The organism is Ochrobactrum sp. WV_118_8, from assembly GCF_039631535.1.
GTDB classification, from domain to species: domain Bacteria; phylum Pseudomonadota; class Alphaproteobacteria; order Rhizobiales; family Rhizobiaceae; genus Brucella; species Brucella anthropi.
In genome coordinates, this window is record NZ_JBDIUZ010000001.1 from 2,465,750 (window position 1) to 2,480,421 (window position 14,672).

The following is a 14,672-nucleotide window of genomic DNA, read 5'->3' on the forward strand; positions in this document are numbered from 1 at the left end:
GAATTTGATAGACATTTTATAAGCAAATAACGAAATACTTATATACATCCTCCTAAGACATTAAGAGCATGATACGTGCATCTCAAAAAATCCCAATTATTATATTTATATTCAAATTCCTGTGATTTACACGAGAAGTGGCAACGACATTGAGCGTCGTAGATGAGACATGCCAAACACTTCGCAGTACTTTGAAAAACCGCGAGAAGCTCGTCCAACACAAACAGTTAAATCTGAAATAATCAGGCGACGGTTCGCCCGCCGTCGCGGCGCGCTGCGGCTTTCGTGGTCATAGCGCTGATCGCTTCCACAGGCACAGGCATACCGAGAAGATAGCCCTGTACGAGATCGGCACCCGCCGCCACACGGATCAGCGCAAGCTGTTCCTCTGTTTCGACACCTTCGACTGTCACGCCCAGCCCAAGCTCGTGCGAAAGCTGGGTAACGCCGCGAAGCAGCATGAGCGAGCGCCGGTCGGTGGTGATGTCGCGCACGAAGGAACGGTCGACCTTCACCTTGGTCAATGGCAAGGTGTTGAGATAGCTGAGACTGGAATAGCCGGTGCCGAAATCATCCAGCGCGATATTGATCCCGGCATTCTTGAGCCGCTGCAACACCATCGAAGTCTTGTTGCGGTCCGAGATGATGGCGCTTTCCGTCACTTCCACCTCAAGGCGGTGAGCCGGAAGGCCTGATTTCTGCAAGGCATTGGCGATGTCGCGGGCGATGTCATTGCTTTTCAGATCGATGGCCGAAAGATTGACCGAAACGCCGATGCGGTCGCCCCATGACAGACAGTCGGCACAGGCCTGCGCCAGCATGAAGCGGGTAATGTCGGTGATGATGCCCATTTCTTCCGCAAGCGGAATGAATTCCGCAGGCGGCACAAAGCCAAGCTGCGGATGCTCCCAGCGCGCCAGCGCTTCACACGCAACAACGCGCAGGGACTGCGCGCTGACGATGGGCTGATAGACGACCTTGATCTCGCCATGCTCGATGGCAAGCCGCAAATCGGCTTTGAGTTTCTGGCGCCCGCGATATTTGGTGTCCATCGCATCGATGAAGATGGACCAGGGCTTGTCTTCCATGCTTTTGGCTTCGTAGAGCGCCAGATCGGCGCTGATATGCATGCTGCCGACATCGCATCTTCCGATTTCCTCGATCGCGATGCCCGCGCTGATATCGATATGCACCTGATCGCCGTCGAGATCGTAGACGCCGGTCACGACGGTCATGATATGATCCATCACGCCTGCAACGTCGGCCTCGCTGCGCAGATTGAAGACGAACACCACGAATTCGTCGCCGCCGAAGCGTGACGCGACGAAACGCTGCGGATCGAGCGAGTTCAGCCGCTCTGCAAACAGGCGCAGCAATACGTCACCGGTATGATGCCCCAACGTATCGTTGACATGCTTGAAATGATTGATGTCGATGACGATAAGCGCAGCCTGCGTGCCTGCTTGCTGGTGGGAACGCATGGATCGCACCAGGGTTTCGAAATAATTGCGGTTCGGCAGGCCTGTCAGGCCGTCATAACGCGCCATATGCTGAATGCGCGCTTCCGCTTCCACGCGCTGCGTCACATCCTCGAACATCAGGACGGCCCCCTCATTGAGGGTCTGATTGCCGATACATTCGATATAACGCTGGTTCGAAAGCTGGAAAATATCGCGCGTGCGCTTGCCCAGCAGAAGATCCTGCATGCGCACATGCACGCTTTTCAGGTCGTTTTGCGGAAACAGTCCCTTCTTCGCGCAATAGCGCAGCAGGACATCGAGCTTGCGGCCATGCAGCTTGGTGTGTTCGGCGATCTGCAACATCGCCTTGGCCTTATTGTTGATGACCGCAATGCGCTGCTGGCTGTCGAACATCAGCAAGCCCTGCGGCATGTTGTTGAGCGCCGCATCGAAACGCCCGGCCACAATGGACAGGCGACGTTTGCCCATGACTGCAGCGAAGAGAAACTCGCGCAGACCGTTTGCCATCTGGATGTTGGACAGGAAATACGGGATCAGCAGCAGGCCAATGATGACGTGAAACGGCGTTCCCGCCAGAATAAGCCCGGCCAGAACCGGAATCAGCGTGCAGGCCGACATCAGAACAACGGCTTTCGCCGATGCATAATTGCGGCCCACAATGGAAACGACCGAAGCAAGCAGCACGGTCAGGCTGGCAAGTTCGGCAAAGGAATCCCTGAGCACATAGCTTGAGAAGAAACACAACATGCCGAGCGTCAGGCAGACGGCGGATGCGCCGATCAGATAGCGTGTTTCCCAGCGGTCGAGATCGGCATGGGACAGCGACTGCTGTTTTGCCTGGTCGAACTTGTGCATGTCGAAGATGCGACCAACAGCAATGATGGCGAACACACCGCCAAAAACCAGATAGCGCCAGTCATCGGTTTTCACATAGATGACGACACAGGCTACAACGTGCGCGAGCAAGCCAAACCAGAGCGTGGTACGATTACCATACAGCGCTCTGAGAAAAGATAGCCGCACATCTGCAGGTATCTCAGGTTTACGGCTTTGCCACATATCGATGCATTTATCCCTTATACGGGGAGGCAATATCGCACTAATGACTTAAAAATATCTTTCGGGATATTAAACCACAAGCTGTCACGACAACCACCATAAGATGTATTCAGATATTTTTTAAGGAAAACCACAGACGCACAACCCTCAACGGGCAATCACAACCATCGGCATACATGTTTTAGTCGTCCTAATATTACTGAAATGGCTAAAATGGGAGAACAGGGACAGGTTAGTTTCCGCATTCCCGAGAATTAATCCAGATTAGTCGATGTGGATATTCTACCGCCAGACCCCCGTCCGTTAGAGAAAAAACCTGCCATACAAGTCACGACGCGGGAAATAACCGCTAAAGAAACTTCCAACCTTGTCAGAGCTGATGACCGCCATCCACGGTAATGACGGAACCCGTCATATAGCGACTGGCATCGGAAGCCAGCATCAGCACAACCCCGTCCAGATCCTCAGGCTCGCCGAGGCGCCGCATCGGGTTCCGCCCTTTGAAGTAGCCCCCGGCAGGACCTTGCAGCTGGTCTTCATTGATTCGCGTTGGAAACCATCCAGGGGAAATCGCGTTGACGCGAATATCGTGCGTGGCCCATTCCAGCGCCAGCGCCCGCGTCATCTGCGTCACGCAGGCCTTGGACATGGAATAGGCAGCGGCACCCTTCTGCGGACGCTCGCCCAGGATGCTGGTCGTATTGACGATGGAGCCGCCCTCGCCGCGTTCGATCATGCGGCGCGCTGCTTCCTGCGCCACAAAAAACGCACCGGCGACATTGACCTCGAATATATGCTCCAGCATATCGCGCGTCGTGTCGAGCGCGCGTGCCATATGCGCGACACCGGCATTGTTGAAGAGCGTCGTTATCGGTCCGAAGCGCTCTTCCGCTTCGTCAAAAGCACGCACGATTTCATCCGGATGGGTTACATCCGCCATGATTTCGAGCACTTCGCCGCCCGATGGGCAAATGCTTTCGCCTGCATGGGTGCGCGAGATCGAAATCACGCGCGCACCGTGCCCCGCCAGCACATGAACCATGCGCAGGCCCAACCCCGAAGACCCTCCCGTCACGGCAATAACCTTGCCCCTGACGGAGAAAAGCTGATCGTCAGTCATTCATCCCCTCAACTGCCAATCCCTCTTTATACCTTCCTAGAATATAGAGATCGGCATTTGAACCATCTTCGACCGTAAAAATCGGCTCAAATCAACACAATACACAGAAGGCACGACGAAAGACCTATGGCGCAGCCGAAAGACGACACCTGTTCGTGATTGCGCGACCCATTGCGGAGAAGTAAGGAACAGCGCAGATAAGAGCATAATCCGACTGGTGGATACGAACATTATGCCCAAGACTTCTCGCCCTCTCGTTGCCGTGCCGACAGATGTGAAGCCATTTGAAAACTACACCTGGCACGCAGCACCCCAGCAATATCTGGCAGCCGCCATCGACGTCGCAGGTGTAACGCCGCTTCTGGTGCCAAGTTTTGGCGACAAGATGGATCTCGATGCCATTCTGGATGCGGTGGACGGCGTTCTCGTCACAGGCTCCAAATCCAACGTCAATCCGGCGCTTTATGGCGTCGAACCGAGCGCCGCGTTCGAGCCCTATGACAATGCCCGCGATGCGACATCGCTGCCACTCATCCGCGCAGCCATCGAAAAAGGTGTTCCGGTGCTGGCCATCTGCCGCGGCATACAGGAGCTGAACGTCGCATTGGGCGGCACACTCGCCACCGAAATTCAGGAAATGGAAGGCCGGATGGACCACCGCGCCCCGGAATCCGAAAGCCAGGCCGAGCGCTTCGCCATCCAGCACCCGATCAAGCTCAACCCGAACTCATGCCTTGCGGAAATCCTCAAAGAAGAAAGCGTGCGCGTGAACTCCGTTCACCGTCAGGCCATCGACAAGCTTGCACCGCAGCTTGAAGTCGAGGCGGTGGCCGAAGACGGTACGGTTGAAGCCGTCTCCGTGAAGAATGCGAAGGGATTTGTCGTCGGCGTGCAGTGGCACCCGGAATATTGGGCGCATTCCGATGCTCCGTCGCGCAAGATATTCGAGGCGTTCGGAGAGGCTGTGCGTCAACATCGGGCAGTAGGACAGTAGGGGTAAAAGTTCGTTGCGGTCGTCCGCAATCAAAACATATTCCCCTACTCGCCTGACAGACTGCTTTAACCTTGCGCATGCACCGTTTCCGGCACCGGCGTGATCGCCTTGCCGGTGTCGAACCATGCAATGAGATTATCGATCACCAGATCCGCCATGGCCTGACGGGTCTTTTGCGATGCGGATGCGATATGCGGCAGCAAAACCGTGTTGGGCGCATCAAGCAGGCCTTGTGGCACTGACGGTTCGTTCGCGAAAACATCCAGACCTGCAGCAGCGATTGTGCCATCGTTCAGCGCTGCGGCCAGCGCATCTTCATCAACCAGCGAACCGCGCCCGACATTGATCAGCACACCGTCCGGACCGAGCGCCTTCAGCACTTCGGCATTGACTGCCTTCGCGGTTTCCGCGCCGCCCGGTGCGACCAGAATAAGTGTGTCCACCGCCTTGGCCAGCTCGAGCAGGGTCGGATAATAATCGTAGGCGACGCCTTCAGCCTTGCGACGATTGTGATAGGAAACCGGCAGTCCGAAAGCTTCGACACGATGGGCGACCGCCTTGCCGATGCGGCCAAGGCCGAAAATGCCGACCTTGCGCCCACGCAAGGATAGCTTCGACAGCGGATAGCGGCCTTCCTTCACCCAATTGCCTGCACGCAGGAATTCCTGCGACTTCGACAATTCCCGCACCGTATCAATCAGAAGGCCAAGCGCCGTATCGGCTACTTCATCGGTCAGGACGTCAGGCGTATTGGTGACCATGACATTTTTCGTACCGGCATGTTTTGCATCGACCGCATCATAACCGACGCCAAAATTGCCGATTATTTTCAGATTGGGCAATGCATCGATCAGCGCCGCATCGACGGTGGACATGCTGGCAATACCATATATGTCGCCTGCCCAGTCGGCATCGACCAGCGCCGCGTCACCGCGTGGTATGCGGCGCACCGAAAACTCACCGGACAGACGCTCGACGGCATAATCGTTGAAGTTTCCGAGCACCAGAACGGTTGCGTCGCGCTTGGTCATGACAATATTCCTCTGGATTCCTCTGGACAGCATGTCGCAGTTCGTGAGGGACCGGCGACCGGTCAACCCAAAGGCTGCAACCGGAGCCGGAGCGGGGGAAATCAGCCGTGTTTCGGCTTGGATGTCGATTGCCGGATATGCAGTTCCGGTTTGATAAGTTCCTGCATCGAAGAAACCTCGACGCCGTTGAGCTGGTCCAGCAGTGCGCGAGCGGCACGGCGTCCCACTTCACGCTGTCCGTTCCAGACGGTCGTCAGCGCTGGCGTTGCGATCGCCGCTTCCTCGAGATCGTCATAGCCGGTCACGGAAATGTCCTCGCCCGGCACCAGCCCGGCGCGAGCAATGCCGTTCATCAGGCCGATGGCGGTCAGATCGTTCCAGCAGACCGCAGCCGTCGGCTTGTCTTTCAGCGCCAGAAATTGCGGCGCGACTTCAAAGCCGCCCTGCTTCGTGCGCGGCCCGGCAATGCGCCAGTCGGGGCGAACCTCGAGCCCGGCCTTTTCCATGGCCTGCACATAGCCGCGATAACGGTCACGGCCCGTCGAGGTCTGGTCCGTGCCGCCGATCATCGCGATGCGCGTATGACCGAGCGAAATAAGGTGATTGGTGGCAAGGCCGATACCATAGGCATCGTCACCCCGGAAAACCGGCGCATGAACACCCTCGACGCTACGCGCGATCAGCACGACCGGCAGGCCGTTATCTTCCGCAAGCTGGATGTCTTCCGGCGGCGTGCCGATAGCGGGCGACATAATGACCCCATCCGCGCCGAGCTGCAAAAGCGTATCCATGAAGGTGCGCTGCTTTTCGAGCTGATCGTAATGGTTGGACAGGATGAAGGTCTGCCGCGAGCGGTCCAGTTCCGTTTCGATGGATTTGAGAATTTCCGCGAAGAACGGATTCATGATGTCATGCACCACGACGCCGACAATGCCGGAGCGTGAGGTGCGCAGGCTCGCAGCGCGACGGTTATAGATATAACCGATGGCGCGGGCATGTTCCTTGATCTTCTCGCGGGTCTGGTCGGCAACGAGGGGACTGTCGCGCAAAGCGAGCGAAACTGTGGCTGTCGAAACACCAAGCGCATCCGCGATGGTCGATAGCTTTATTTTCTGGGCCAAGTCGCCTCCCCAAAATGGTCCGTGCCGCAGTCGGAGACGCGGCCGCAACCTGACAAGGTGAGACGCGACCGTTCGTCTTGCGAACGGTTATGCCATTGCAAACCTTGAATTGGAAGCATTTTCGATAGCACGCATCTTGAAAAGTGTTTCACGGTTTCCCGCCAAGATACGCGTCAAAACAAATAGTTAGAGCTTGATAAGCGACAGGCCTATTCCACGTCGTCCTCTTCAAGCACTTCCGTTTCAGGCTCATCGGGAATGCGCGTGACGCCGCGAAGCGCAAGATTGCTCTCCATCCGGCTCAGCATCTTGAGGAAGGTCTTGCGATCTTTCTTGTCGAGCCCCTTCAGCATGTCCTTTTCAGTCTTGCGAATGGATTTCTCGATCGCCTTGATAGTCTCGAGACCGGTCTGCGTCAGATAGACATGCGACTGGCGCTGATCGGTCTCCGAGGCGCGCTTTGCCACAAACCCCTGCCCCTGCAGACGCGCAATGGTTTTGGTGATGGTCGGCGGACGCACACCCAGCCGCTGTGCAAGCACGCCCGGCGTCAGTCCGTCTTCCGCAGCCAGCTGCAGCATGACTGCATCCTGCCCTGCATAGAGCCCCTGTTCCAGAAGCCGCGTGGCCAGCACCGTCCGCGACAGTCTTGCCACGGATTGCAGCCGGTAAAGTACAACCGCCTTATTGTCCTTGCTCATCGCCACCTCGCCCTTGTTGGCACTTTGATGCGCATCCCGAAAAGCATCCAATGGTTTTCGGACAAGATACGCTGTTCAAAATAAACCAGTTGCTGTCGCCTGATCGATAGTCCCATCCATTCATATATCGTAAAATATTGTCCGACTTATGAAACAACAAGGCCCGGTTGCTGTCATGGCTAACGGACGTTACGCTCTGGGGCTCCATGAAATGAAAAAAGCGAGGAAAACATGACCGATCTGCGCGATCAAAACAGCGACATGATTGTCGTTCTGCCCCTTGGCGCTCACGAACAGCATGGGCCTCATTTGCCGTTTGAAACGGATACGATCATCGCCGAAGGCATTGTCGCGCGTGTCAGCGATGCGCTGCCTGCCGAGTTGAACGTCAATTTCCTGCCTGCACAGCCGGTCGGCTATTCCATCGAACACATGGATACGGAAGGGACCCAGAGCCTCGCCTTCGCCGAGGCCGTGAACCAGTGGATCGGCATTGGTGAAAACCTTCACGCTGGCGGCATTCGCAAACTGGTCATGCTGAACGCGCATGGCGGAAATTCGCCATTGATGACAATTGTCGCAACGGAACTGCGCACGCGGCTCGATATGCTGGCGGTCGCCACAAGCTGGACCCGCTTCGGCCTGCCGGAGGGCCTGATTACGCCGGAGGAAAAAGCGCTCGATATTCATGGCGGTTTCATCGAGACATCGGTGATGCTGGCGCTGCGCCCCGATCTGGTGGACATGTCGAAGGCACGCAATTTCTCCAACGCCCAGTCACGTTACGCCGAGGAATTCAAGTTCCTGCGCGCCTATGGCCCTCATGCCTTCGGCTGGAAGATGCACGATCTCAACCCGGAAGGGGTTGCAGGCAACGCTGCTGCCGCAACGGCAGAAGCCGGGGAAAAGCTGATCACCAACGCGGTGACGGGCTTTATCGAACTGCTGCGCGATGTCGACAGGTTCGATCTCGCCCGGTTCGAATTGCAACGTCTCGCCAATCAGGCAGGTTAGACACTGCAAGGCCCGTGTTCCAACTGGCGTGAATGTGATTAGGCGAATGTAATATTATAGCATTGCATATGGCATTCACGCTGCCCTTCCCTTATATGAATTGTCCTATCCGAGGTTTCGGTGCTGTGCCGCTCGCGCTGGCCGCGCACTGGCCATCCCGGACCACGATTTCAAAAGGCCACAACTTCAAGAGGCATAACCATGAGCCAGGCTGAAGCCCAAACCGAAGCTCCGTCTGAAACCAAGACGACCACTGAAGCTGGCCGCATTCCCGTGACCGTTCTGACCGGTTATCTGGGTTCGGGAAAGACCACTCTTCTCAACCGTATCCTGACCGAAAATCACGGCAAGCGTTACGCCGTGATCGTCAATGAATTCGGCGAGATCGGCATCGACAACGACCTGATCGTCGAGTCGGACGAAGAAATCTATGAAATGAACAATGGCTGCATCTGCTGCACCGTGCGTGGCGACCTGATCCGCGTGGTGGAAGGCCTGATGCGCCGTCCGGGTCGTTTCGACGCCATCGTTGTGGAAACGACCGGCCTTGCCGATCCGGTTCCGGTTGCGCAGACCTTCTTCATGGATGATGACGTGCGTGCCAAGACCGGTCTCGACGCCGTTGTCGCCCTTGTCGATGCCAAGCATCTGCCGCTGCGCCTGAAGGACAGCCGCGAGGCGGAAGACCAGATCGCCTTTGCCGATGTGGTGCTCATCAACAAGACCGATCTCGTGACGCCGCAGGAGCTGGCGGCCATCGAGGCGACCGTTCGCGCCATCAACCCGCATGCCATCATCCACCGCACCGAGCGCGCCTCCATTCCGCTCGACCGCGTGCTGGATCGCGGCGCCTTCGACCTGAAGCGCGTTCTGGACAACGATCCGCACTTTCTCGACCATGATCATCCCGATCACGTATGCGGACCGGATTGCGACCATGATCATGACCATCATGGTCACGACCATGGACATCATCATCATGCGCATGATCACGATCATCATGACCACCATCATGACCATGACCATGTGTGCGGTCCCGACTGCGGTCATGACCATCACCACGATCACGCCTCGCCGATCCATGATGTGACGGTGAAGTCAGTATCGCTCAGGGCTGGTGAAATCGACCCGGCGAAATTCTTCCCGTGGATTCAGAACATCACCCAGACGCAAGGCCCGAACATTCTGCGCCTCAAGGGCATCATCGCTTTCAAGGACGATCCGGACCGCTATGTGGTCCAGGGTGTGCACATGATTATCGAAGGTGACCACCAGCGTGCCTGGAAGGAAGACGAAAAGCGTGAAAGCCGCCTCGTCTTCATCGGACGTGAACTCGACCCCGCCGCCCTGAAGGCCGGCTTCGAAAACAGTCAGGCCCGATAAAGCGCTTCCGGTTCTGTTCGAACCGTGAAATGCTCTATCTGTCCATTTTTATGCATTTCCAGTAGAACTGCGCCAAGCATTTGCTGGAAATGCTTTTATCAATAGAGCGCATCCCGAAAAGTGTGAAACGGTTTTCGGATATGATGCGCGTTAAAACAAACAGTTAGAGCGCCGATCTGATTCAATCAGATCGAAACACGCTCTAGAACAATACCGGAAGCCGATGCCTACAGTAGCTCCGCTCGACCTTGAAGGTCATTGTCTTTATGCGCGCTTTGTCGGCGGCATTCCCTTCTTCGCAATGGCCGATGGCTCGATCCATCAGCTCAACAACGGCAGCAAGACTTCGGCAGCCCATGACGGACTGTTGAGCGCGACCGTTTCCGTTGACGGAAAGTCGCTCATCACTGGCGGCGAAGACGGTCGCGTGTGCCGTACCGACGCCGATGGGACGGTAACTGAACTTGCGAAGATCCCGCGCAAATGGATGACCGCCGTGGCAGCAGGCCCCGGCGGAACTGTCGGTTTTGCATCGGGTCGCACCGCCTGGGTGCGCACGTCTGACGGCAAGGTGCAGGAATTTGCGCAGGAACGCAGCGTCGAAGGCATTGCCTTTGCGCCAAAGGGCCAGCGGCTGGCGATTGCCCGCTATAATGGTGCAACCCTGATCTGGACCGGAACGGCGGCGAAGCCTGTCGAACTGGAATGGAAAGGCGCACATATCGGCGCAATCTTTTCACCCGATGGTCGCTTCCTCATCACCTCGATGCAGGAAAATGCCCTGCATGGCTGGCGTCTCGAAGATACGAAGCACATGCGCATGACCGGCTATCCGGCCAAGGTGAAAGACTGGTCGTGGAGCGCCAAGGCCAAGTGGCTGGCCACCTCCGGCGCCCCGGCAGCAATTGTCTGGCCTTTTGCGGGCAAAGACGGCCCGATGGGCAAGGCTCCCCTGGAACTCGGTCTTCGTGGCGATAGCATGGTGACATCCGTTGCCTGCCATCCGGTCGAGGACATTGCAGCCATCGGCTATAATGACGGCATGATCCTGGTTGCTCGTTTCGCCGACAGCAAGGAAGTTCTGCTGCGCCGCCCCGGCAAAGGCGCTATCACCAGCATGGGCTGGGATGAACAGGGCCAACGCCTCGTCTTCGGCTCCGAGGCCGGGGATTGCGGTGTGGTTTCGATAGCGGATTAGAGCGCATCCCGAAAAGTGTGAAACGGTTTTCGGAAAAGATGCGCGTAAAAACAAATGATTAGAGCGCCGATCTGATTCAATCAGATCGGCGCTCTAATTCCTGAACAGAAGCCGCAGGTCGCGGGGGAAACAGTCCAACGGACTGATTCCCCGTTTCATCCACACAAGCAGACTGCTTGCAGATCCTCAGACCTGACCGTTTCGTTTGGCACGAGCCATACCGAAAAGACCCGAAATCACCAGCGCAACACCGACGCCCATCACCCCATAACCCAATGCATTCGACGTTATGTCGGTCTGATTGGCAGAGGCAATGGCTGCAGCAGCTTCCGACGCGCCAGAGCCACCAGCCCTGGCATCCATCATCGCGACCATGCCGGGCTCGTTGCATTTCGGCAGCAACGACGATTTGGCATCGGCATTATCACCATAAATATTCTGGATGATTTGTTCGCAGCGCTGTTGATCCGCGCTGGAAACAGACGAACCACTGGCTTGGTAATAAAATCCGCCTGCCACAAGAGCCGCACCAATTACGGCCATCAGGACAGAAGAACCTTTAGCACTTCTTAGAATCATACGATTTCCTTATTTAAATCTAGAGTTGCTAATAGACCATACCAACACCGGACCAACAATCGTAATCCATCTTCAGCGGTTTTATCCTGTTCATACAGGAGGAAGAGAATTTCAGTATGCTTTCACGTCGTTCTATTGTCCTCGGCGGAGTATCGGCAGTCTTTTCGACAAATCTGCTCGTTGAAAAGACTTTCGCAACCGCCCCTGCCGCTGAGGTTGAACCGTGGGCACAAAAGCTGATTGCGGCAGCGGAAAGCCAGGTGGGAACGACGGTTCACTATGACCCCGCCTATACGCAGCTGAAATATCCCGGCGGGGACGTTCCTCTCGATCGAGGCGTCTGCACCGATGTCATCATCCGCGCCTATCGGCAGGGGTTGAATGCGGACCTGCAGGCCTTGGTTCACAAAGATATGCGGAAAGCTTTCACGCAATATCCGAGAAACTGGGGCCTGAAGCGCCCCGACCCGAATATCGACCACCGTCGCGTGCCGAACCTTGCCGTTTTTTTCAACAGGAGCAAAGCGGCCTTACCGGTTACAAAAGTTGCTGAGGATTATCGTCCCGGCGATCTCGTCGCGCAGATGCTTCCGGGAAACCTGCCGCATATAGCCATCGTTACACAGCGCTATAATGCCGAGGGCACACGTCTGTTGGTTGTTCACAATATTGGTGCGGGAACCCGGATAGAAGACCGGCTGTTTGAGTTTCCCATTACCGGTCACTTTCGCTACCGCGCAGATGCATGATCGCGAAGCCCGATCAGGGAAACTGACCGGGCTTCAATCAAGTCGATATTATTGTCCGCGTCTTGCAACCGCAGGCGCACCATCTGGTCCGAGCGATGCCACCCATTGAGTGATGGCAGCGATATCCTTTTCACCCAGCATATGATCCGCATCGATGGTGCGGGCATCGACGCGGGCGCCACCGGAGCGCAGAAGTGCGGAAAGCGCTGGCGCAAACGGTGAGTAGAGCTTGTCCTCTTCGCCTGTGATGGTCAGAACGCGCGCCTTGCTCAGATTGGCGACAGGAGCGTTATCCAGAACCGGCATCGAGCGCATCAGAATGGCGCGCTTCACCAGATCGGGGTGCAGCATCATGGTTGCAGCCAGAAGATTGGCGCCGTTCGAATAGCCCACGAAGGTTGCGTGGGTGAGGTCGAGATCCTTGTCATCGGCCAGACGCGTCAAAAAGGTCACGAATGCATTGGCTTCGAGCTTCACGTCCTTCTGGTCGAACTTGACCGGCGAGATGCGCTTGTACCAGCGTGTACCGCCATCTTGCATCACGCGACCGCGAATGCCGAGCAGTGTGGCGCGCGGCCAGATCTTGGAAGCCAGCGGCACAAGGCTGGTTTCATTGCCGCCCGAACCGTGCAGCAGGATCACCAGTTCATTCGAAGCATTTTCCGGTTTGTAGAAGCGATGAATGAACTGCTTGCTGCGCGAAAAATTCTGTTCCGGGGTCGTTTCCGTATCCATTTTCTTCTCGCGCATTGTCACGCCTTCACCCAGCTTGGGAGCGCCCTGCTCTTCTTTCATCGATGCAGCAATAGCGCTCAGAACCTTGCCCTGACCGTTCGTCGAAACGGGCTGTCCTTCGGCCAGAGCCGAGTCAGCCGCCACCGTGAATGCAGCTGCCGCCAAAGCGGCAATAAACATCTTCTTTACCATGATCTCAATATAGCCAATGAGACGTTAACGAAGGTTTGAAGGCAGCTCTTCCCGGGTGCGTCCCCACCCCTGCCGGCGATAATCACATGACCCGACACATCTCTCCGAAATCGCCCATGCTTTTGCGGGAAGCGCTTTCGGGATGCGCTAATGTAATGCCGTTAACAGCAGAGTTTTAGCGAGAATATGGCAGAATGCACGAAAAGTTACATTGTGTTACAATTCTGTTACGCCTTCACGCGATCTCAACAATGCGTGAACAACATCGTGTTCGCAAATTATCCATGCTTTTGACGCCTTTACGTGGGATCGTATCTGCAACAGCAGGCTAATCGTTTTGGAAGTGGGAGAGACCATGAGCAGCTTCAAACCCGGGCGTTTTTCATCCGCCCGTCTCACTTATGACGCGGTGACGCCCAAGAGCCTCTATCTGAACCGTCGCAACTTCATGGTTGGCGCGGGTGCGCTGGCCGCGGCTGGTGTTGCATCAACCGCCTTTGCCGAACCGCTCAAGGCGAAGGCTTCCGCCTATAAGGTCGATGAAAAGCTCACACCGCAGGATGCTGTCACGACCTACAATAATTTCTATGAATTCGGCACCGACAAGAGCGACCCTTCCGCCAATTCCGGCAGCTACAAGCCGCGGCCCTGGAAGCTCACCGTCGATGGCCTCGTGAAACAGCCGAAGGAATTCGACATTCAGGAACTGATTGCCAGGATGCCGCTTGAAGAACGCATCTATCGGATGCGCTGCGTCGAGGCATGGTCGATGGTCATTCCGTGGATCGGGTTTCCGCTCGCAAGCCTTCTGTCGCAGGTGGAGCCGCTTGGTTCCGCCAAATACATCGCCTTTACCGGCGTGGTGCGACCGGAAGAAATGCCGGGCCAGACCGGCCTCTTTCAGGTTCTCGACTGGCCCTATATCGAGGGTCTGCGTCTCGACGAAGCCAATCATCCGCTGACGATCCTTTCGGTCGGCCTTTACGGCGAGACATTGCCCAATGCGAACGGCGCGCCGATCCGGCTCGTGGTGCCCTGGAAATACGGTTTCAAGGGGATCAAGGCGATCACGAAGATCAGCTTTGTCGAAAAGCAGCCGCCAACCTCATGGCAGCAGCAGGCCGCCAACGAATATGGCTTCTATGCCAATGTGAATCCGGAGGTCGATCATCCGCGCTGGAGCCAGGCGACCGAACGGCGTATTGGCGAAGGCGGTTTTTTGGGTTCGGGCCGCCGCCCCACCTTGCCGTTCAACGGTTATGGCGAGGAAGTCGCCTCGCTTTATGCGGGCATGGACCTGAAGGTGAATTACTGA

Annotated in this window: 13 protein-coding genes; 6 read left to right on the plus strand and 7 right to left on the minus strand. The window is 56.4% G+C overall.

The genetic code is table 11. The features are described from left to right. Positions 1-242 precede the first annotated feature (242 nt). Both ABDF71_RS11910 and ABDF71_RS11915 read right to left on the minus strand, forming a co-directional pair. Complete coding sequence (locus ABDF71_RS11910; protein ID WP_151615420.1) at positions 243-2,540, minus strand: putative bifunctional diguanylate cyclase/phosphodiesterase; 2,298 nt, start codon at positions 2,538-2,540, stop codon at positions 243-245. A 370-nt stretch (positions 2,541-2,910) separates the two neighbouring features. After that, positions 2,911-3,660 (minus strand): SDR family NAD(P)-dependent oxidoreductase, encoded by a 750-nt coding sequence (locus tag ABDF71_RS11915; protein ID WP_010659446.1) that lies wholly within the window; start codon positions 3,658-3,660, stop codon positions 2,911-2,913. Positions 3,661-3,892: 232 nt separating this feature from the next. On the opposite strand from ABDF71_RS11915, the gene ABDF71_RS11920 reads away from it, so the two are divergent. Continuing rightward, positions 3,893-4,654 carry a gamma-glutamyl-gamma-aminobutyrate hydrolase family protein gene (locus tag ABDF71_RS11920; protein ID WP_080900350.1) on the plus strand — a complete coding sequence of 254 codons (762 nt, stop codon included), beginning with the start codon at positions 3,893-3,895 and terminating at the stop codon, positions 4,652-4,654. Positions 4,655-4,719: 65 nt separating this feature from the next. Here ABDF71_RS11920 and ABDF71_RS11925 read toward each other — a convergent pair whose 3' ends face one another. From ABDF71_RS11925 to ABDF71_RS11935, 3 genes are all read right to left on the minus strand, one after another. Next, positions 4,720-5,685 (minus strand): 2-hydroxyacid dehydrogenase, encoded by a 966-nt coding sequence (locus ABDF71_RS11925; RefSeq protein ID WP_029929311.1) that lies wholly within the window; start codon positions 5,683-5,685, stop codon positions 4,720-4,722. A gap of 101 nt (positions 5,686-5,786) precedes the next feature. After that, positions 5,787-6,806 (minus strand): LacI family DNA-binding transcriptional regulator, encoded by a 1,020-nt coding sequence (locus tag ABDF71_RS11930; RefSeq protein WP_006471199.1) that lies wholly within the window; start codon positions 6,804-6,806, stop codon positions 5,787-5,789. Positions 6,807-7,015: 209 nt separating this feature from the next. Then, positions 7,016-7,507, minus strand: a complete 492-nt coding sequence (locus ABDF71_RS11935) for a MarR family winged helix-turn-helix transcriptional regulator (RefSeq protein ID WP_012091455.1) — start codon at positions 7,505-7,507, stop codon at positions 7,016-7,018. Positions 7,508-7,738: 231 nt separating this feature from the next. Here ABDF71_RS11935 and ABDF71_RS11940 point away from each other — a divergent pair, with 231 nt between their 5' ends. The 3 genes from ABDF71_RS11940 (at position 7,739) to ABDF71_RS11950 (ending at position 11,102) form a co-directional block, all read left to right on the plus strand. After that, positions 7,739-8,521 (plus strand): creatininase family protein, encoded by a 783-nt coding sequence (locus tag ABDF71_RS11940; protein WP_010659442.1) that lies wholly within the window; start codon positions 7,739-7,741, stop codon positions 8,519-8,521. Positions 8,522-8,722: 201 nt separating this feature from the next. Next, positions 8,723-9,904, plus strand: coding sequence for a CobW family GTP-binding protein (locus ABDF71_RS11945; protein ID WP_151615423.1), 1,182 nt, complete (start codon positions 8,723-8,725; stop codon positions 9,902-9,904). Between the two features lie 223 nt (positions 9,905-10,127). Further along, positions 10,128-11,102, plus strand: a complete 975-nt coding sequence (locus ABDF71_RS11950) for a WD40 repeat domain-containing protein (protein WP_010659440.1) — start codon at positions 10,128-10,130, stop codon at positions 11,100-11,102. 186 nt (positions 11,103-11,288) lie between these two features. On the opposite strand, the gene ABDF71_RS11955 is transcribed toward ABDF71_RS11950, so the two are convergent. Further along, positions 11,289-11,681 (minus strand): hypothetical protein, encoded by a 393-nt coding sequence (locus ABDF71_RS11955; protein WP_050897434.1) that lies wholly within the window; start codon positions 11,679-11,681, stop codon positions 11,289-11,291. A 116-nt stretch (positions 11,682-11,797) separates the two neighbouring features. Between ABDF71_RS11955 and ABDF71_RS11960 the strand changes: the two genes are divergently transcribed. Then, a complete protein-coding gene (locus ABDF71_RS11960) occupies positions 11,798-12,430 on the plus strand; it encodes a DUF1287 domain-containing protein (protein WP_500061583.1) in 633 nt (210 codons plus the stop codon). Between the two features lie 48 nt (positions 12,431-12,478). Here the strand turns inward: ABDF71_RS11960 and ABDF71_RS11965 are convergent, their stop codons facing one another. Next, positions 12,479-13,357, minus strand: coding sequence for an alpha/beta hydrolase (locus ABDF71_RS11965; RefSeq protein WP_151665068.1), 879 nt, complete (start codon positions 13,355-13,357; stop codon positions 12,479-12,481). A gap of 355 nt (positions 13,358-13,712) precedes the next feature. On the opposite strand from ABDF71_RS11965, the gene msrP reads away from it, so the two are divergent. Beyond that, entirely contained in the window at positions 13,713-14,672 is a 960-nt protein-coding gene (msrP, locus tag ABDF71_RS11970) for a protein-methionine-sulfoxide reductase catalytic subunit MsrP (RefSeq protein ID WP_500061584.1), read from the plus strand.

Coding starts and splice junctions, on each gene's coding strand:
- ABDF71_RS11935 (WP_012091455.1), bottom strand. CDS start 7,507: ATGAGCAAGGACAATAAGGCGGTTGTACTTTACCGGCTGCAATCCGTG.
- ABDF71_RS11940 (WP_010659442.1), top strand. CDS start 7,739: ATGACCGATCTGCGCGATCAAAACAGCGACATGATTGTCGTTCTGCCC.
- ABDF71_RS11965 (WP_151665068.1), bottom strand. CDS start 13,357: ATGGTAAAGAAGATGTTTATTGCCGCTTTGGCGGCAGCTGCATTCACG.
- ABDF71_RS11950 (WP_010659440.1), top strand. CDS start 10,128: ATGCCTACAGTAGCTCCGCTCGACCTTGAAGGTCATTGTCTTTATGCG.
- ABDF71_RS11960 (WP_500061583.1), top strand. CDS start 11,798: ATGCTTTCACGTCGTTCTATTGTCCTCGGCGGAGTATCGGCAGTCTTT.
- ABDF71_RS11915 (WP_010659446.1), bottom strand. CDS start 3,660: ATGACTGACGATCAGCTTTTCTCCGTCAGGGGCAAGGTTATTGCCGTG.
- msrP (WP_500061584.1), top strand. CDS start 13,713: ATGAGCAGCTTCAAACCCGGGCGTTTTTCATCCGCCCGTCTCACTTAT.
- ABDF71_RS11925 (WP_029929311.1), bottom strand. CDS start 5,685: ATGACCAAGCGCGACGCAACCGTTCTGGTGCTCGGAAACTTCAACGAT.
- ABDF71_RS11955 (WP_050897434.1), bottom strand. CDS start 11,681: ATGATTCTAAGAAGTGCTAAAGGTTCTTCTGTCCTGATGGCCGTAATT.
- ABDF71_RS11945 (WP_151615423.1), top strand. CDS start 8,723: ATGAGCCAGGCTGAAGCCCAAACCGAAGCTCCGTCTGAAACCAAGACG.
- ABDF71_RS11910 (WP_151615420.1), bottom strand. CDS start 2,540: ATGTGGCAAAGCCGTAAACCTGAGATACCTGCAGATGTGCGGCTATCT.
- ABDF71_RS11920 (WP_080900350.1), top strand. CDS start 3,893: ATGCCCAAGACTTCTCGCCCTCTCGTTGCCGTGCCGACAGATGTGAAG.